The organism is Deefgea piscis, assembly GCF_013284055.1.
In the GTDB taxonomy this organism is placed as follows: domain Bacteria; phylum Pseudomonadota; class Gammaproteobacteria; order Burkholderiales; family Chitinibacteraceae; genus Deefgea; species Deefgea piscis.
This window is the reverse complement of sequence record NZ_CP054143.1, coordinates 1121661-1139093: the sequence shown is the minus strand read 5'-3', so window position 1 is coordinate 1139093 and position 17433 is coordinate 1121661. Positions and strand designations below refer to the sequence as shown.

At 46.7% G+C, this 17433-nt stretch carries 19 protein-coding genes; 15 read left to right on the top strand and 4 right to left on the bottom strand.

The features are described 5' to 3' along the window. Positions 1-13 precede the first annotated feature (13 nt). The 7 genes from tolB to HQN60_RS05475 all read left to right on the top strand — a co-directional run bounded on the left by tolB (position 14) and on the right by HQN60_RS05475 (position 6482). Positions 14-1285, top strand: coding sequence for a Tol-Pal system beta propeller repeat protein TolB (gene tolB / locus HQN60_RS05505; RefSeq protein WP_173532716.1), 1272 nt, complete (start codon positions 14-16; stop codon positions 1283-1285). A gap of 154 nt (positions 1286-1439) precedes the next feature. Beyond that, positions 1440-1979: a peptidoglycan-associated lipoprotein Pal gene (gene pal, locus HQN60_RS05500; RefSeq protein WP_173532715.1), complete on the top strand. Its 540-nt coding sequence runs from the start codon at positions 1440-1442 to the stop codon at positions 1977-1979. A 93-nt stretch (positions 1980-2072) separates the two neighbouring features. After that, positions 2073-2816 carry a tol-pal system protein YbgF gene (gene ybgF, locus HQN60_RS05495; protein ID WP_173532714.1) on the top strand — a complete coding sequence of 248 codons (744 nt, stop codon included), beginning with the start codon at positions 2073-2075 and terminating at the stop codon, positions 2814-2816. A gap of 126 nt (positions 2817-2942) precedes the next feature. Beyond that, on the top strand, positions 2943-3587 hold the full coding sequence (gene queE, locus HQN60_RS05490) for a 7-carboxy-7-deazaguanine synthase QueE (protein ID WP_173532713.1): 645 nt from the start codon (positions 2943-2945) through the stop codon (positions 3585-3587). 51 nt (positions 3588-3638) lie between these two features. Continuing rightward, a complete protein-coding gene (locus HQN60_RS05485; RefSeq protein WP_173532712.1) occupies positions 3639-4970 on the top strand; it encodes a chloride channel protein in 1332 nt (443 codons plus the stop codon). Continuing rightward, a complete protein-coding gene (queC, locus tag HQN60_RS05480) occupies positions 4967-5653 on the top strand; it encodes a 7-cyano-7-deazaguanine synthase QueC (RefSeq protein WP_254456682.1) in 687 nt (228 codons plus the stop codon). The genes HQN60_RS05485 and queC overlap by 4 nt, the downstream gene beginning before the upstream one ends. 43 nt (positions 5654-5696) lie before the next feature. Beyond that, positions 5697-6482 (top strand): 5'-methylthioadenosine/adenosylhomocysteine nucleosidase, encoded by a 786-nt coding sequence (locus tag HQN60_RS05475; protein WP_173532711.1) that lies wholly within the window; start codon positions 5697-5699, stop codon positions 6480-6482. A gap of 106 nt (positions 6483-6588) precedes the next feature. Here HQN60_RS05475 and HQN60_RS05470 read toward each other — a convergent pair whose 3' ends face one another. From HQN60_RS05470 to HQN60_RS05460, 3 genes are read right to left on the bottom strand one after another with little or no spacing between them, the layout of a single operon-like run. Further along, complete coding sequence (locus HQN60_RS05470; protein ID WP_173532710.1) at positions 6589-6903, bottom strand: DUF2845 domain-containing protein; 315 nt, start codon at positions 6901-6903, stop codon at positions 6589-6591. Further along, the gene (locus HQN60_RS05465) at positions 6900-7358 is read right to left on the bottom strand and encodes a threonine/serine exporter family protein (RefSeq protein WP_173532709.1); all 459 of its coding nucleotides are present in this window, start codon (positions 7356-7358) and stop codon (positions 6900-6902) included. Before HQN60_RS05465 ends, HQN60_RS05470 begins: the two co-directional genes overlap by 4 nt. A 3-nt stretch (positions 7359-7361) precedes the next feature. Further along, a complete protein-coding gene (locus HQN60_RS05460; RefSeq protein WP_173532708.1) occupies positions 7362-8129 on the bottom strand; it encodes a threonine/serine exporter family protein in 768 nt (255 codons plus the stop codon). A gap of 282 nt (positions 8130-8411) precedes the next feature. Here HQN60_RS05460 and HQN60_RS05455 point away from each other — a divergent pair, with 282 nt between their 5' ends. The 6 genes from HQN60_RS05455 to HQN60_RS05430 all read left to right on the top strand — a co-directional run bounded on the left by HQN60_RS05455 (position 8412) and on the right by HQN60_RS05430 (position 14401). After that, on the top strand, positions 8412-11630 hold the full coding sequence (locus HQN60_RS05455) for a pilus assembly protein (RefSeq protein WP_173532707.1): 3219 nt from the start codon (positions 8412-8414) through the stop codon (positions 11628-11630). Between the two features lie 32 nt (positions 11631-11662). Beyond that, positions 11663-12130, top strand: a complete 468-nt coding sequence (locus HQN60_RS05450; RefSeq protein WP_173532706.1) for a GspH/FimT family pseudopilin — start codon at positions 11663-11665, stop codon at positions 12128-12130. 34 nt (positions 12131-12164) lie between these two features. Beyond that, the gene (pilV, locus tag HQN60_RS05445; protein ID WP_173532705.1) at positions 12165-12686 is read left to right on the top strand and encodes a type IV pilus modification protein PilV; all 522 of its coding nucleotides are present in this window, start codon (positions 12165-12167) and stop codon (positions 12684-12686) included. Next, entirely contained in the window at positions 12686-13438 is a 753-nt protein-coding gene (locus tag HQN60_RS05440) for a PilW family protein (protein WP_173534612.1), read from the top strand. The genes pilV and HQN60_RS05440 overlap by 1 nt, the downstream gene beginning before the upstream one ends. An 81-nt stretch (positions 13439-13519) precedes the next feature. Beyond that, positions 13520-14017, top strand: a complete 498-nt coding sequence (locus HQN60_RS05435) for a pilus assembly PilX family protein (RefSeq protein ID WP_173532704.1) — start codon at positions 13520-13522, stop codon at positions 14015-14017. Between the two features lie 9 nt (positions 14018-14026). Next, positions 14027-14401 (top strand): type IV pilin protein, encoded by a 375-nt coding sequence (locus HQN60_RS05430; RefSeq protein WP_173532703.1) that lies wholly within the window; start codon positions 14027-14029, stop codon positions 14399-14401. Here HQN60_RS05430 and HQN60_RS05425 read toward each other — a convergent pair. After that, positions 14394-15305 (bottom strand): LysR family transcriptional regulator, encoded by a 912-nt coding sequence (locus tag HQN60_RS05425; protein ID WP_173532702.1) that lies wholly within the window; start codon positions 15303-15305, stop codon positions 14394-14396. The two genes, HQN60_RS05430 and HQN60_RS05425, sit on opposite strands and share 8 nt — an antisense overlap. A 499-nt stretch (positions 15306-15804) precedes the next feature. Here HQN60_RS05425 and gshA point away from each other — a divergent pair, with 499 nt between their 5' ends. Together gshA and HQN60_RS05415 are read left to right on the top strand one after the other, a co-directional pair. After that, positions 15805-17073 (top strand): glutamate--cysteine ligase, encoded by a 1269-nt coding sequence (gshA, locus tag HQN60_RS05420; protein WP_173532701.1) that lies wholly within the window; start codon positions 15805-15807, stop codon positions 17071-17073. Then, positions 17073-17405 carry a DMT family transporter gene (locus HQN60_RS05415; RefSeq protein WP_173532700.1) on the top strand — a complete coding sequence of 111 codons (333 nt, stop codon included), beginning with the start codon at positions 17073-17075 and terminating at the stop codon, positions 17403-17405. Before gshA ends, HQN60_RS05415 begins: the two co-directional genes overlap by 1 nt. Positions 17406-17433: the final 28 nt, after the last annotated feature.

Here is a 17433-nt window from a genome sequence, read left to right as displayed (position 1 = left end):
TTAGGAGAAGAGTGTGCTGCAACGTGTATTCCGTCAGTTGGCCTTTTTACTCTTGCTCGCCAGCAGTGTGGCGCAAGCGGATATGACCATCGAAGTCGTTGGCGTAGGTAGCCAGCAGTATCCGATTGCGATTTTGCCGTTTCAAAATGAGCAGCTCGATCGCCAGTCAGTCACGCCAGTGATTGGCAGTGATTTAAATACCAGTGGGGTGTTTAAAGTGCTGAACTTTAATGATCCTAGCTTGCGGGCCTATACCCCTTCGACGCTGAATTATTCAGCGCTGCAATCCGGTGGTGCGCAATATGCGGTGATTGGGCAGTTGCTCAATGATGGCGGGCAGATACTGGTTAAATTTTGGCTGATTGATGTGGCTAGCAAGCAAGAGCTGATTGCGTTTGAAAAACGCGGTAGCCCGAATCAATTGCGCCGGATTAGCCATCAAATCGCCGATATGATTTACGCCAAAATCACGGGTAACCCAGGTGCTTTTGCTTCGCGCATTGCTTATGTGTTGAAAAACGGCAAGAGCTATCAATTGCAAGTGGCCGATGCCGATGGCTATGGCGCGCAAACGGTATTGAAATCCAGAATGCCGATTATGTCGCCAAAATGGTCGCCCGACGGTGGCAAGTTAGCGTATGTGTCGTTTGAATTAGAAAAACCAGTGGTGTATGTGCATGAATTAGCGACGGGTAAGCGTTGGACTGCGGCTAATTTTAAAGGCAGTAATTCAGCGCCAGCTTGGTCGCCAGATGGTCGTCAATTGGCGGTGGTGTTGACTAAAGATGGCGGCAGCCAAATCTTTTTGGTGAATGTCGACGGCACTAATCCGCGCCGCATCAGCCAAGGTGGTGAAATTAATACGGAACCGACGTTCACTGCCGATGGTCGAAGCATTTTATTTACATCGGATCGTGGCGGTAGCCCGCAAATTTATCGCTCGAGCGTGAATGGCGGCAATGCCGAGCGACTGACTTTTTCTGGCGCTTACAATGCCAGCGCCAAAGTCTCGCCCGATGGTAAATATATGACTTACATTACCCGTGATAACGGGTATCGTGTTGCGGTCATGGATTTGAATACGCGGCGTAGCAATACCCTAACGTCGAGCACGATGGACGACTCTCCGTCGTTTGCGCCCAATAGCGCAATGATTTTGTACGAAACTGATATTGGTCGCCGTGGCACATTGGCGATTGTTTCTAGCGATGGCAAAGTGAAGCAGCGCTTGAAGTCGCCTAACGGTGAAGTTCGTCAGCCTGCTTGGGGGCCGATGCTGCGCTAATATTGTCCACCAGCAGGTCAAAATCGATCACCACAGAGGCATAGAGACAACTAGAAATAACCATCTTAATTCGCGCTTAGGCGTCGGATTTGGTGGTGAATTTGTGCCTTAGTGCCTCTGTGGTGAGTTTTTATTTTTTATTGGAGAACTACAAATGAAAAAAATCGCTCTAAGTATCATGATGGCCGCCTTGTTAGGCGCTTGTTCAACCACACCACCGGCAGCGATTGTTGATCCTGCTGCGGGTAATGCGGGCAAAGACGGCAATGGCAGCGAAATCAAAACCGTGGATACCAGCAAAACCAGTGGTAAGTCGATGTATCCTGAATTGACTGATCCAAACAATGTTTTGTCACAACGTCGGGTTTATTTTGATTACGATTCGTATGTGGTTCGCCCAGATTTTAATGAAATGGTGCAAGCGCACGCTAAGTTTTTGTTGAACCACAAAGACGTTAAAATCATCTTGCAAGGTAATACCGATAACCGCGGTACCGCTGAATACAATTTGGCTTTAGGTCAAAAGCGCGCTGAAGCAGTGAACTCGATGCTGAAAGCTTTGGGCGTACCGGCTGGCCAAATCGAAGCGGTGAGCTTTGGTGAAGAGCGTCCGCTAGAAAACGGTGATACTGATGAAGCATGGTCGCGTAATCGTCGTGCAGACATCGTTTACGCTGGTGAGCAAAGCCAGTAATCGACTGCGTGTTGGCGATTTATTCCGCTAGCGTCATCCGCACAAGCCCCGCCGGTCGGGGTTTGTGCTTTTTATAAGAATACGGATTAACTTATGACTCACTTCAAAAAAAGTCTGATTGCTTTGGCATTATTGGCTTGGAGCGCGCATTCTCAGGCCGGTTTATTTGATGACAATGTAGCTCGCCAACAGGTCATTGATTTGACCAATAAAGTGCAAACTTTGCAGCAGCAAAATCAAATGCGAATTGATCAGCTGGAAGCCGGTAATAAACAAATTCTCAATTTGGTGCGCCAAATTGAACTGCAAAAAGATGAATTGGCCAAATTGAATGGCCAAAATGAAGTGCTGCAATTTAATTTAAATGAAGCGATTCAGCGCCAAAAAGATTTGTATATCGATTTGGATAATCGTTTACGCGCGATTGAACAAGGTAAAGCCGAGATTAAAGCTGGCCAACAAGCCAATGAGCAAGGCAGCTTTGATGCCGCAGTGGCCTTAGTGCAAGCTAAAAAATTCAAAGAGGCGAGCGCGGCTTTAAATAAATTTGCGACTGAATTTCCTAAAAGCGACAAACTGCCCGCGGCGCAATATTGGCTGGGTACGAGTTACGCAATGAGTAAAGATTATAAGTCCGCGACGACTGCATTTAAAAATGTGGTAGAAAACGCGCCAACGGACCCGAAAGCGGCCGATGCTTTGCTGGGTTTAGCGTCGGTAGCTGCGGCAATGAATGATAAAAAGACCTCGCGTAATTACCTCATTACGATTATTGAGCAATATCCGCAATCGGATGCGGCAGTGCGCGCCAAAAAAGCCTTGATGGCTCCGAATTAAGCCGTCATGTGCTTGGGGAATTGTTACCTGCTGTAAACATGATTTCGGTATAAAATAGCACCTCGGCATCGATCATCGATGCCGTTTTTTATTCCCCCGGACTGTATTCCGGCTAGGAGATTGGTAATGCGTACGACCCTTAGAATCTCTGAAATATTCCATTCGCTGCAAGGCGAAACTCGCCGTATGGGTTTACCGACGGTGTTTGTTCGCCTAACTGGCTGCCCTATGCGCTGCGGTTATTGCGATAGCGCTTATGCGTTTACCGGCGGCAAAACGTTAGAAATCGACGTCATCATGCAGCAAATCCGCGATTTTGGCTGTAAAACGATATGTGTCACTGGCGGCGAGCCTTTGGCGCAAAAAGCGGTGCATCTTTTATTTGCACAACTGTGTGATGAAGGTTTTGACGTGAGCGTTGAAACCGGCGGTGGTCAGCCGATTGATACGGTGGATCCACGTGTGTCACGGGTGTTGGATATCAAAACGCCGGGTTCTGGCGAGATGCACAATATGCATTGGCCCAATGTTGATGCCGTTAATCAAAATGATGAAATCAAATTTGTTTTAGTCGATCGCGCCGATTATGAATGGGCGCGCGATAAAGTGCGTGCCGAACAACTCGAGCTACGTGCGCCAGTGATTTTCTCTCCGGTTTGGGAGAGCCTCAAACCCGCCGATTTGGCGCAATGGGTGATTGATGATCGCTTGCCGGTGCGGGTTCAAGTGCAATTGCATAAAATCCTCTGGGGTGACAAGCCAGGGGTATAGGCTAGCAAGCCAAGATAATAGTAATTTAGCTGAATATACCTAGGATATCCGATGGTCTTTAAGCGTGTATTGGTCAAACTTTATCATTTACCCAGCCGCAGTCGAACGACGATTGCTTTGTGGTTGGGGGCTGCCCTAGTCGGGCTAGTGGCTTTTTTGCTGGCGAGCGCAGCCAATTGGGCGTTCGTGGGCTTTAGCGCGATGCAGCAAAAATGGTGGTGGTGGCCATTGTTGTCTTTGCCATTAGGCGGGATGGCGATTCGCTGGATTATGGAGCACATTGGTTCTGGCGCTCAGGGCAGCGGGATTCCGCAGGCCCAAGCCGCTTTGCAGCTCAATCATGATACCGAGCAGATCGAACGTTTATTGTCGCTAAGGATTGCCGTCGCTAAATTTATTGGCATTGTGTTGGGGCTTGGTAGTGGCTTTGTTTTAGGCCGCGAAGGGCCAACGGTGCAAATCGGCGCGAGTATTATGTTTGCTTGCCGCAAGCTTTTGCCGATTGATGATCCGGTTTTTCGCCGGCAATTGATTTTGGCCGGCGGCGCAGCGGGGATTGCAGCGGCATTTAATACGCCGTTGGCGGGGATTGTGTTTGCTTTTGAAGAGCTGGCGCGCTCGGTGGAAGAAAAAACCTCGGGTAAATTACTCGGCGCGGTGATTTTGGCCGGCTTGGTCTCCTTGGCTTTGCAAGGCGATTACGTTTATTTTGGCAAGATTCATGTGCCGCCGTTTAGTTATTCTATTTTGCTACCTTTGGTGCTGATTGCGCTATTGGCGGGCTTAATTGGCGGGGCTTTTTCTTGGCTTTGTGTGAACGTATCGACTTGGATGCCACCAAAGATCAAGGATTACCGGCAATACCATCCCTATTATTTTATTGCTGCGTGTGGATTTTTAATTGGGATTTGTGGATTGATCGCGCCGATTTATGGCAGCGGCGCTGAAATCACCAGCGAAGTGATTGCGGGGCATACTGAGTTGGCGTGGTACTTTTTGCCGCTTAAATTCATTGGGCAATTAGGCACGTTTTTAACCGGTTTGCCGGGTGGTATTTTTGCGCCGTCATTGAGTTTGGGCGCAGGGATTGGCAGTTGGTTTGTGCCATTTTTTGATCCCGAACTCAAAATTAAGTTGATTGCCTTGGGCATGGTGGCGGCATTGGCAGCCATTACTCGAGCGCCGCTAACGTCGGCGATTATTTTGATGGAAATGACTGATGGCCACGATATGGTGATTTCCATCATGATCTCGGCCATGATCGCTTCGAGTGTGGCCCGAATTTATAAAACGAATTTATATCATGATCTCGCTGAACAAGTGCTGGCCGGATTGAGTAAAACGGCAAGCGCGCAGTCGAGTCAAACAGAGAAGTCAAAATGATGAAGAAAAAAGCAGTTATTTTATTGTCGGGTGGTTTGGATTCTGCAACGTGCTTGGCGATTGCCAAAGCCAAGGGCTTTGATTGCTATGCATTGTCGTTTGATTATGGCCAACGGCATAATGCCGAATTGCAAGCTGCTGCGCGGGTGGCAAAAGCTTTAGGTGCCATTGAGCATCGGGTGATTAAGATTGATTTGGCGGGCTTTGGTGGCTCGGCGCTGACTGACGCGAATATTGCGATGCCAGTGGATGGTATTGAAGTGGAAAACGAAATTCCAGTGACCTACGTACCGGCACGCAATACCGTGTTACTGTCGTTTGCCTTGGCTTGGTCAGAAGTGCTGAAAGCGGATGATATTTTTATTGGTGTGAATGCGGTGGATTATTCGGGTTACCCAGATTGCCGCCCAGAGTATATTTCGGCCTTTCAAGCAATGGCGCGTTTGGCGACTAAAGTGGGCGTTGAAGGCTCTTCGCTGAATATTCATACGCCACTGATTCGTTGGTCAAAAGCTGAAATCGTCACTGAAGGCCAAAAATTGGGCGTTGATTACAGTTTGACGGTGACTTGCTATCAGGCCAATGATCAAGGTGAGGCGTGTGGTGTGTGTGATGCTTGTCGTTTGCGCGCTGCGGGTTTTGCGGCGGCCAATATGACTGATCCGACGCGCTACGCAGCTTAAATTTCTTTTCGGCCGATGATGGCCATTCTTTTTATTGGTTTTTATGTCAAATTCTATTCAACATCGCCTTGGTTTGGTTTTTGCCATGGTCGAAGAGCAGCAAGGTCTAACTCAGTATTTGCAAGATGCACACACGCAAACTGTGGGTAATCGTGAATACATCACCGGTACTTTATGGGGCGTGCCTTGTGTTTGCGTCTTATCGGGGATTGGTAAGGTGGCGGCATCGAGCACTGTAACTAGCTTGATTCAGCAATTTGGCGTGTCGCACATTGTGTTGAGTGGTGTGGCGGGTGCGGCGGATCACGGTTTGAGCGTTGGTGATATTGTGATTGCCGATCAGTTGATTCAGCACGATATGAATGTATCGCCAATGCTGCCGAAGTTTGAAATTCCACGTACTGGCAAGAGCCGCTTTGATAGCTGCTCTGATTTAAGTACGCAATTGCGCAGTGCTGCCGAGCATTTCTTGGCCAATGAATTTGCTGAAAAAATTAGCAGTGAATCGCAGCAACAGTTTGCTTTAAATCGCGTCAATATCGTCAATGGTTTGATTGGCAGTGGTGATCAATTCATTAATGATATGAAAGTGTTGGCGGGCTTAAAGCTTGAATTGCCGGATTTATTGGCGGTTGAAATGGAAGGCGCAGCAATTGCTCAGGTTTGTGATGATTACCAAATCCCATTTGCGATTATGCGCACGATTTCTGACGAAGCCAATGACAGCGCGCCGCTGGATTTCAAATTGTTTATTGACGAAGTCGCAGCACAATACAGCATCGGTATTTTGCGCCAGTTTTGCGCGCAATGGACGCACAGCAATCGCTAATTGCAGCGAATGAAAAGAAAAAGCCATTCATTGTTGAATGGCTTTTTTTGTGGGTATATAAATCAATGCAATGAAATGCTAAGCCTACAATTAGATACCCATGGTTTTAGTAGCCATAACCTAATTCATCAATTTGCGTCACTTCGCCAGACATAAAGCGCAGCCTAGCCATAAAGCGATTCGGCCCAAAATTGTAAACCCAATCGGTATATTCTTGCTTACCGCCATGACGGCGATGACCATGCTTATCGAGATAAGTGATTGGCACCTTGTATTGTTGCGCCTTGGTTGGCGAGCCGCAATATTGCTCAACTCGGCCCATTGAATCGCCCACGTCAATAAGCACTTGATTACAACGGATGCTGGCCGCCATGACGGGGCTAGCTAAACACGCCAGCAAAAGTGTTGTGCGGTATTTCATGTTGAATTCCTCTTTGGCCACAATAAGAGTGGCGCAGCAATGCCAAATGCCAGCGCTAGGACTATCATCACGGCTTTTACACCACTCACTCCGGCAGTAACGAGTAATGCTTGGCCGGTTTCCGTCGCAGGTAGGCTGGCAATACCCAGTAAAGCTTGTACCGATTTATACATATACGTACCGGGCACCATTGGAATTGCAGCGCTGATGGCATAGATAATGGCGGGTTCATTGCGCCGAGTCGACCACCATTCGGCAATTAAGCCGATTAAAATCGCTGCCGCTAAGGTGGCAAAAACAATATCACCTTGTAAAAAAACCACCCATTTTCTTGCCGCATGGCCCAAAACCGCCAAGCCAGCACACAGCCACAAAGCACGTGGCGGCACATTAAATAACAGCGCAAAGCCTAATGCTGCTGGCGCGGCCCATAATTCTAGAAGCCAATTGTGCATTTTTTATATCCCCAAGATTCGCAATGCTAAGCTCACCCCAATGGCAATCCCCAGCACAATCACGCCACTCATGGCAAAGCGCACCATACCGTTAAGATAATTGGCATTGAGTAAATCGGCCGCGCCATTAATGAGGGGTACGCCAGGAATTAAAAACAAGACTGAGGCCGCTAATGCCGCCTCAGGTGTTTGCGTCCAATGGCTGAGCAAGCCGGTAGTGAGTAGTGCAACAAAACTGGCGGCAGTGGCAAACACCGATGGTTTGAAATGACGCAATACACAGTAAAAACGCACCATCATGCCCAGCGTTGCGCCGAATGTGGTGATCACGATTGCTGCGCTATCACCACCAAACAAGGCGGCAAAGCTGCCGCAAGATAGGCCGACCAAGATAATGATGAGCCAACGCGGATAGTGGACTGGCTTTTGCGCCATTTCATCCAGTGCTTGCTGTGCCATTTCGGGGTTCGCCTCACCTTGCTCGACTGCGCATAGCCACTGATTTAGCGTGGTGAGCAAAGCAAAATTAGCCCCCATATGCGGGGCTTTGCGAAAGCCGGTTTCTCGCTCATTACCCCATTCGATGGTGGCACCAATATTGGTTGAAGAAATAATCACTTCAACTCGCGCAGCGCCGAGCGCTTTGGCCGTGCGCTGAATAATTAAAGAAGTGCGGTGAGTTCCCGCCCCCGATTGATGCGCGAGCAAACCCGCTTGTAAAGCGATGGTGAGTACGGACGCGAGAGATTGGCTTGGTTTCATGTTAACCATGATAAACAAAGCCGCCTTATCGATCTTGGGATCTATCAAAAATTCACCATAAACCCACAGTCAAATACCGCCAGCTGCCATTGAACTAGCAAAAATAACCAACTATCAGGCGATACAGTAAATGTGAGGCGCAGCGCTTATATTGGGCCAATGGCTGAATAGAACGAAGCAACAGGTAAGCTTGTTTAAGCTAATTGCTAAGTTAGTTGTTTGATTTTTACTATATTTGTTGGGTAGGTGTGTAATTTTTTAATGGTGTAAAAAGCAAGCTTGGGGTGTGCAATGAATAATTCATTCAAAGTAAAGCCGATTTATATTTGGCTAACATTGGCATTAGCGCTTCAAGATTTGACCTTTGCTGGCGGATATTATCCAGCGTTACCACCGACATTATCCACCTCGGTCACACCCAACGTCATGCTGATGATCGATAACTCCGGCAGTATGGTGCAAGATCAAAACAATGATTGGATTGCCAAAAGATCTAGTTGTGATAGTGCGGGTGAGATTTGGACCGGCTGCCTTGTTAATAACACTGATGGTTATCGCACGTGGATTGATAGTGATAGCAGCAATCCAAATACCAAAATGAATATCGCGAAGCGGGTAGCTAAGAATTTAGTCAATAATAATTCAACGCTACGCTGGGGCGTGGCTTCATTTCGGGTGAATAATCCTGATGGGATTGGCGGATCTGAACGTAGCGCAGGATCAAAAATTGTCACCACTATTGGCAGTAGTACCAGTAATGTCATTAACGGAATTGATTCTTTAGTCGGCCGAACTGCGACGCCATTGGGCGAGGCATTATTAGAAATAACGCAATATTATCAAGGTAAAGCATCTCTGAATGGATTGGGCAGTTACACCAGCCCTATTCAATATCGCTGCCAAAAAAACTTTACCATTGTCATTACCGATGGTGATGCCAGTGATGATAATGTTTTTCCATCGATTAATTACACATCGATTAATTCATCCAATGCTGCGGTTAGTAAAACATTTAATGTTTGCTCCACGGCTTCAGGAACGGATTGCCCGGCAACTTTAGAGGGCGCGACCGATACCAATCCTACATTTGGTGATACCAGCAATCGGCCAAGGGCATTACGTGATGTGGCCAAGTATGCCAATGATTTAGATATGCGAGTATCCACCACTGGAGCACCATTGAATGATTTAGATGGCAAATCATTTGATGATGAGAAATTCAAAAAACAAAGTATGCAAACGTATACCGTTGGTTTTAAGGTACTGAATAATGTATTACCTGCTGCGGCATCAGTTGGTGGTGGTAAATATTATAATGCCGATAATGAAGCTCAATTAACCACCGCATTAACGAGTGCGGTCAATGATATTGTGGCTTCAACTTCGAATGCTGGTGGCGTGGCAACTCAGGCTGATTTTTTAACGTCGGGTAATAAAGTATTCCAACCGGTATTTAATCCCAATGGCTGGTATGGTGAATTGCGGTGTTTTAATCTCGATGCCACAGGTAATTTTAATCCGGCAACATCACAATGCTCTCCCGCCAAAGCCATTATTCCATCAGAAGCCAGTCGTAAAATCTACTCATCCAAAGTCGCTTCAGGCGTTACTACCAGCTTTGATTTCAATGTGGCAGGTTTAGCATCAATGACCACAGCGCAATTAAATGCACTCGGCACGGCAGCGAGCGATAGAACGAATGTGCTTAATTTTATTCGTGGCAGTACCGTAGGCGGCTTTCGCACTCGAAGCAATGGCTTACTCGGCGATATTATCGATAGCCAACCCGTGGTGATTTCTAAACCGGCAGGCACGACGACCGATAGCAGCTATGGCGCATTTCAAACCAGTAATGCCAATCGGAATATGGTTTTTATTGGTGCCAATGATGGCATGTTGCATGCATTTAGCGTCGCTACGATGTCAGAGTTGATGGCGTATATTCCATCATCGGTGTATGGCAATTTAAAAGCATTAACGGCCACCGATTACGGCCAAAGCGGTGGCACACCACATGAATATCATGTGAATGGTAGCTTGCGGCAGGCCGATGTGAAAATAGGGTCAAATTGGAAAACCATTCTCGTCGGCGGCTTAGGGCAAGGCGGTAAAGGATTCTTTGCCGTTGATGCCACATCCGAATCAACCTTAAATAGCAATAGCAGCATTAAATGGGAATGGACTGATGTCAGTACCAATACCATGGGTTATGCGTTTGGTACGCCGATTATTTATAACGTTCGCACCTCAGATAGCGCCGTGGTACCCGCGGTCATTTTAACGAATGGCTATGAAAATAAATGGGTTAAAGGGGCTTCGCCACAATTGGCGAATAGCTCGTCCTTATATATCGTGAATGCCGATACCGGCACATTATTAAAACAAATTGACGTTCCCGGCGGGGCGGGTTTGTCGTCTCCTGCTGGCGTGGATGCGGGGCAGGACGGGGTATTAGATTATGTTTATGCCGGTGATATCAATGGCAAGCTATGGCGCTTTGATTTAACCGATGCCAGTCCGAGTAATTTTAAAGTCATTAGCACGCCAATTTATGATGCCGGAACCAGCAAACCGATTGTTATGCGCCCGGCAGTGATGGCCGTGAATTCGACCAGTGGTGAACCGATTGGTAGTTTGGTGATGTTTGGTACCGGTAAATTATTAACCGATAGCGATCGATCCGATACCAGCCAGCAAACATTTTATGCGGTACTGGATAAAATGGAAGATTCACCTTCAACCATCACTGAATCTAATTTACAAAAACAAGAAATTCTAACGACTCAGACACTGAGTGGTAGCAGCACGATACGCGCCGGGAATTATCGCAAAATATCAAGTAATTCGATTGATTTACAATCTAGTAGTAATACTAAGTTGGGCTGGTATATTGATTTTCCGGTGAGTAGTGAGCGCTTAGTGACATCACCAATGATTTTTGAAGATAAATTATTATTTGGTACTGGCATTCCATTGGCGACTGAAAAATGCCTGCCTGGTGGTAAAGGTTGGATTATGGGGGTTAATCCATTAACTGGGTCAGTAACAAAAAATATAAATAAAAAAACGCCACAAACTTATAGTTTTATCGACATTAATTATGATGGTAAATCTACGGCCAGCGATAAAATTTCTTTTTCTGGCGGTGCTGAGTATATGAGTGGCTATGAAAAAGATGGCATTCCCACTGAATTAACTTATGTTTCAACTGAAAATAAATTGGTAACACCTGCCGACGCAAGTAATACCACAGGCTCACCCGGTAATATCATTGCTCAGCGAGAAGCGAATTCGATGGCGGTTTATACCGGCAATCCAAAAACTACATTAGTTAATGGTAAAAGAGTACCGGCAATTAAAATATTTAAACCTATTCCTCGCCCTGCGTCGACCGGTAAAGGCTCGTTGTACACCGGCACCATTGGTAATGACACAGTAGAAAAAACCGGGTTATTAACTAAATCCACTGGTGTGAAAGTTGAAACCACACTTTGGCGTGAGATTAAATAATGTTAAAACCATCCCATTTAATTGAACGAGGAATGTCTTTAATTGAATTGATGGTGTCAGTGGCTATTTTAAGTATTTTATTGGCCATTGCCGCGCCCGATATGATTAGTTTATTTCGCGATGCGCGACTGTCATCGCAAACCGACTTATTGGTGACGAGTTTAAATACCGCTCGACTTGAGGCAATTAAACAAAAACAGAATGTTACTTTGTGTCCAGCAAGTAATGCCAATACTGCCACTACATGCTCAGTGACATTAAGCGATTGGTCTAAAGGCTGGATTATTATTCAGGGCACCACCATTTTACAGCGAATTATCGTGCAAAAAGACGTGGTTGTTACCACCACCAGTAGCAGTATTATTTTTAATTCAACCTTGGGTAGCACTACCGCTGCGGCTAGCTTCACTTTGTGTTCGCCTGCCAGAAAGCAGCAAAATGTTAATGTCTCTCTCTCTGGGCGAATCAATAAAACTGTGAGCAGCACCGTGTGTAGTTAAGTACGGATGACAATGGCCTTGAGGATTTAAAGCAATGTTTAAATCAATACATCAACAGTCTGGCTTATCACTAATTGAAGTGATGGTTTCAGTGATGATATTAGGGCTCGGTTTATTGGGCTTGGCGGCGTTACAAACGCGCTCAGTAATGATGAATCAAAGTGCGTATTACCGCAGTATTGCCGCTGATTTAGCCGCTGAACTAAGTGATCGAATTCGCGCCAATCGCACGCCTTTTTTAGCCAGTAGTGATGCTGATAATCCAGTGGCATTACCACCAGATTTTTCTAAGTGCGTCCAAAATTCAGCAAATAAAGACAATATTGATTGTACTGCGCAAGCATCTGGTGTTGAGTCTTATTTAGTGAGCACTGAAATGACGAACTGGAATCAATTTTTACGTTCTCAATTACCCGAGGCAACATTTACTTTAGTGCAGGCATCAGGTCAATCTACTGGTTTTTATCGTTATACATTAGAAATAAGCTGGCTTGATAATCGATCGGCATCATCGGTAGCAAGTCAAACCGCGACCTATTCAACGGTTATTGAATAATGATTAAACACTTTGGATTTACATTAATTGAATTAATGGTGGCCATGGCTATTTCTTTAATTGCCTTATTGGCTTTGTCTGAGCTGTATATCAATACGCGACAAACCGCGAGTTTGCAGATGATTCAAAATCAGGTTTCTGAAGATGGCCGCTATGCCATCTCGATGTTGCAGCGCGCGATTGCTCAGGCTGGATTTCGTGCTGATCCAACAGTGGCTTTAGCGAGTGATCGAATTGCCGCGACGTCGAATGAATCAATTAGCATTAAGTTTACTTCGGATGGTCAAAATCAAATTGATTGTAATGGCAGCGTTGCCGCCGCTGGCGCGACGACGCTGGTGATTGCCAAATCGAGTAGTAAATTGCAATGCGGCACGGTGGATTGGATTGCGCCGAGCACTTCGGGTTCTGGCAATGGAACTGAATTAATTGATTTTAAAATTTTATATGGTATCGATACTGGGCCAAATTTAACGGATGGTAGTTATGGCTGCGGCAGTGACCCGGGTGATGGTAGTAAACCGAGAGATTGTATTGCTGATAGCTATGTGAGCAGCTTAACTGGTGGTGTAACTGCCAGCCAAATTGCCTCCATTAAAGTGTGCTTGGTATTAAGGTCAGAAAAAACCGATACATCAATTGTAAAGTCTGCCGCAGTTAAAGATTGTAGTGGTAGTGATATTAGTGGCTCGGATACGGATAAAAAACTGTATCGAATGTTTCGCTCAACGATTGTATTGAAAAATAATTAGGGGGCGATATAAAAAATCGTAGCGATAAAACCCAACACCATAATACGGCATACAGTTGATTTACTTTTAGGCGATATCGAAATGAAAAATCATAAAGATAATGGCTTTATTTTAATCATCGCTTTAATTTTATTAGCCGTGGTGACGATTTTGGTCGTCAATGGGATGCGCAGCACGACGATGAATGAAAAAATGGCCGGCAATTATATGGATAGAAATCGCGCCTACCAAGCGGCTGAATTGGCGCTGCGACAAGGCTCGGCCTTATTGCAAGCCAACGCGGATAGTTGTTTGGACGGCTGTAGCAATGCCACGGTGACGGGGGTTGGCCCCGTGGTGACTGCAATGCCAAGCGTGTGGTCAGATAATCTTTCGACGCAAGCGGTGATTCCAGTGCCCACGAGTTCACCCGCGCCAGCATGGGTTTCTGCCAAATACTTGATTAATCAATTACCCGATGCGATGCGCCCGAGTGATAAGACGTCTTGTAAAGCGTATAGCGTCATGGGGCGAGGGCAAGGAATTGATACACGCTCAGTGGTGGTATTACAAACAACGGCTTTTGTCTGCCCACTTTAAGGAATCAGTATGCTCAATCACCGCGGTTTTAGCTTAATTGAATTGATGATTGCAGTGGCGATTATTGGTATTTTATCGGCGATCGCTTTGCCGAGTTATCAACAATATATTGTGAAAACCCGCCGTACCGATGTGCAGCAAACGCTGAGCTCCCAAGCTCAGGCCTTAGAGCGTTATTTTACTAGTAATGGACGTTATACCAGCAGTGGCACTACCTGCGGTGTGAGCAACTCGACCAATACTTATTACACCATCTCGTCGGACTGCAGCACAGCGAATGCATTTACGGTTACGGCAACGCCAATTAGTGGTAAATCCCAAGCCAGTGATGGCACGCTGACTTTAGATCACGCAGGTACCCGTACTGGTACTTGGGCTAATTAATACTTGAGAGTTTGCCGCGCAGCTCGGGCAGAATAAAATCAATAAAAGCGCGGTATTTTTTGGGCATGGTGCTGCGTTGTGGGTAAACCAAATAAATCGGCGTTGGTTTTTCGTACCACTGCGGCAGCACCGCCTGTAATAAGCCTAAGCGACAATAGCTTTCACCAACGATGTCGGGCAATAGAGCGATACCGTGCCCGGCTACGGCACTCATTGCGAGGGTGGGATTGTTGTTACTACACAGCACCGGTTGCAAGTCGACGGTGAGTTTGGCGCCAGCCGATTGCATTTGCCATTGCCGCGTTGTTTGATACTCATCGTTAATCAAAATGTCGTGCAAAGTCAGATCTGCGGGATTGTGTAATTGCGGCGCTTGCTGCAAATAATGCGGTGAGGCGTAGAGTTTTTCGAGTGAATGGCCAGCAAGTCGTCCGACTAAACGTTCATCTCCCACCGTGCCTGAGCGAATACAAAAATCAATGCCTTCCAAAATCGGGTCTTGTATTCGGTTATTGGCGTCAACACGAATATTGAGCTTGGGCTGTAATTTGGCAAATTGCGCCATTAAAGGGCCGATCACATATTGCGCCATCGATGGCGTGGTGCTGATGAATAATTCGCCTTCAATATGTTGCTGCGTATCTTCAATATCTAAGCGCACTTGGCCTAATAATTCGCGCAAAGCCTGCGCGTGGATCAATAGGGTTTGCCCCGATTCAGTTAAAGAGATGCGCCGCGTGCTGCGTAGCAATAACACCGAGCTCAATTCAAGCTCTAATTGGCTAATTAACTGGCTAACATGGCTTTTAGCGCAGCTCATTTCTTGTGCCGCTGCCGTAAAGCTACCAAGGCGAGCAAGTGATTCAAAGGCCAGCAAAGCTTCGGGCAGCAATTTTGTTTTCATTGAAGAACAACTCGTTTTGGGTTTGATGACTAATCAATACTGCATTATGCACATAGGATATGCCGCTGGGTCAATCGATGTGGGATGGGGTATGCGCTGTTATTTAAAGCAATTTTGGCGATGTTTGGCGACGAATGATGTGAAATATGATGCTTTTTCCCGTCATCATTCAATCTGGTGGGCGCAGTTTCAGCCGCCTGTTTGCCAAGCTAATCGCCATAAAAAGAGTTGGCGAGGCGAAACGCATTGTTCTTTAAATCAGCTTAAATAGTATGAATTTAAGCGATTACGTACTGGATGCGCGTTGCTGGGATCGCATTGCTGTTTTTGGCTAAAGGGTGTTTTTAGTGCTATGCCGGTATTGCTCTAGATGCTTTATATATAAAAGCATTGATGCATATACCTATAGATACCTTGTTGCTGTGGTGATGGAGAGCTTGAATTTGGCCACTTAGCCGCCATATCTTGCAGATCCCTTTCTACTTTCGCCGGAGTCGCCATGAGCGTGCCGCACCTGACTACAGCCTTAACTGGGCCTCTCTTAGACCTTGAGCGAAAAATCCTCGCTGCGCAACCCGAGATTGAGCACTGGTTTCGCAATCAATGGCAAGAGCATACCCCACCGTTTTATGGTTCGGTCGATTTACGCAACGCGGCTTATAAACTAGCACCGGTCGATATGAATCTATTTCCGGGTGGCTTTAATAATTTAAATCCGGATTTTCACCCGCTGGCAGTGCAAGCGGCGATGACCGCGCTGGAAGGCTATTGCCCTGATGCGCGCCGCGTCTTGTTGATTCCAGAAAATCACACTCGCAATCAGTTCTATCTACAAAATGTGGCGGCGCTGAGCAAGATTTTGCGCCAAGCTGGGATGGTCGTGCGAATCGGTAGCCTGAATCCAGAAATCACTGCTGCCACAACGCTGGAATTGCCTGATGGCAGCACCATGGTGCAAGAGCCTGTCATTCGTACCGGCAATCGCGTTGGTTTGGCCGATTTTGATCCTTGCGTGGTGCTACTCAATAACGATTTGTCATCGGGTATTCCGAGCGTATTAGTCAATATTGAGCAAACGCTGTTGCCGCCATTGCATGCGGGCTGGTCAACGCGCACTAAAACGCAGCACTTTACGGCTTATGATCGGGTGGTGAATGATTTTGCGCAATTGATTGGCATCGATCCTTGGGTGGTGAATCCTTATTTTGATCATGTCGATGGCCTGGATTTTCAGTCGCGCGAAGGCGAAGAAAAACTGGCGGCTACAGTCGATCAAATGATTCAAAAGATTGCGCTTAAATATGCCGAACACGGGATTGAGCAAACGCCATTTGTGATTGTAAAAGCCAATGCCGGCACGTATGGCATGGGGATTATGAGCGTGAAATCGGGCGAAGAACTGCTCGGCTTAAATCGTAAGCAGCGCAATAAAATGTCGGTGATTAAAGAAGGAATGCAAGTGCACGATGTGATCGTGCAAGAAGGTGTGCCAACGATGGAAATCGTCGATGACGGCGTTGCCGAACCCGTGGTGTATATGTTGGATCGATTTGTAATTGGCGGTTTTTATCGTGTGCATACCGGCCGTGGTATCGATGAAAACCTCAATGCGCCGGGGATGCACTTTAAGCCATTGGCTTTTGCGACGCCGTTGACTACGCCCGATTGTGACGGCTCGCCTGATTGTGAAGCGAATCGTTTTTATGCCTACGGCGTGGTGGCGCGTTTGGCGCTGTTGGCCGCTTCGCTTGAATTGGAACAAAAATAATGTCGGCTTTAAGCCAGGCTTGGCTGCTGTTGCTCGGTGCTGGTATTTGTGAAATTGGCTGGCCCTTGGGGTTTAAGCTGTCACAAACCAGCCAGTACCCCAAATTGGCCATTGCTGCGTCGATTATCTCGATTGCTGTGAGTGGTCTATTGCTGTGGATGGCGCAAAAGCAGATTCCAATTGGTACCGCGTATGCGGTGTGGACAGGCATTGGCGCAGCAGGGACATTTTTAGTTGGCGTAATGTGGTTTAACGATCCGCTCACCGTGATGCGTAGCGTGGGGGCGATGATGATTATTGGCGGCGTGATTGTGATGAAATTGGCGCACTAATTTACGTCATTAATGTCATCTAGAATTT

Coding starts and splice junctions, on each gene's coding strand:
- pal (WP_173532715.1), top strand. CDS start 1,440: ATGAAAAAAATCGCTCTAAGTATCATGATGGCCGCCTTGTTAGGCGCT.
- ybgF (WP_173532714.1), top strand. CDS start 2,073: ATGACTCACTTCAAAAAAAGTCTGATTGCTTTGGCATTATTGGCTTGG.
- queE (WP_173532713.1), top strand. CDS start 2,943: ATGCGTACGACCCTTAGAATCTCTGAAATATTCCATTCGCTGCAAGGC.
- HQN60_RS05485 (WP_173532712.1), top strand. CDS start 3,639: ATGGTCTTTAAGCGTGTATTGGTCAAACTTTATCATTTACCCAGCCGC.
- queC (WP_254456682.1), top strand. CDS start 4,967: ATGATGAAGAAAAAAGCAGTTATTTTATTGTCGGGTGGTTTGGATTCT.
- HQN60_RS05475 (WP_173532711.1), top strand. CDS start 5,697: ATGTCAAATTCTATTCAACATCGCCTTGGTTTGGTTTTTGCCATGGTC.
- HQN60_RS05470 (WP_173532710.1), bottom strand. CDS start 6,903: ATGAAATACCGCACAACACTTTTGCTGGCGTGTTTAGCTAGCCCCGTC.
- HQN60_RS05465 (WP_173532709.1), bottom strand. CDS start 7,358: ATGCACAATTGGCTTCTAGAATTATGGGCCGCGCCAGCAGCATTAGGC.
- HQN60_RS05460 (WP_173532708.1), bottom strand. CDS start 8,129: ATGGTTAACATGAAACCAAGCCAATCTCTCGCGTCCGTACTCACCATC.
- HQN60_RS05455 (WP_173532707.1), top strand. CDS start 8,412: ATGAATAATTCATTCAAAGTAAAGCCGATTTATATTTGGCTAACATTG.
- HQN60_RS05450 (WP_173532706.1), top strand. CDS start 11,663: ATGTCTTTAATTGAATTGATGGTGTCAGTGGCTATTTTAAGTATTTTA.
- pilV (WP_173532705.1), top strand. CDS start 12,165: ATGTTTAAATCAATACATCAACAGTCTGGCTTATCACTAATTGAAGTG.
- HQN60_RS05440 (WP_173534612.1), top strand. CDS start 12,686: ATGATTAAACACTTTGGATTTACATTAATTGAATTAATGGTGGCCATG.
- HQN60_RS05435 (WP_173532704.1), top strand. CDS start 13,520: ATGAAAAATCATAAAGATAATGGCTTTATTTTAATCATCGCTTTAATT.
- HQN60_RS05430 (WP_173532703.1), top strand. CDS start 14,027: ATGCTCAATCACCGCGGTTTTAGCTTAATTGAATTGATGATTGCAGTG.
- HQN60_RS05425 (WP_173532702.1), bottom strand. CDS start 15,305: ATGAAAACAAAATTGCTGCCCGAAGCTTTGCTGGCCTTTGAATCACTT.
- gshA (WP_173532701.1), top strand. CDS start 15,805: ATGAGCGTGCCGCACCTGACTACAGCCTTAACTGGGCCTCTCTTAGAC.
- HQN60_RS05415 (WP_173532700.1), top strand. CDS start 17,073: ATGTCGGCTTTAAGCCAGGCTTGGCTGCTGTTGCTCGGTGCTGGTATT.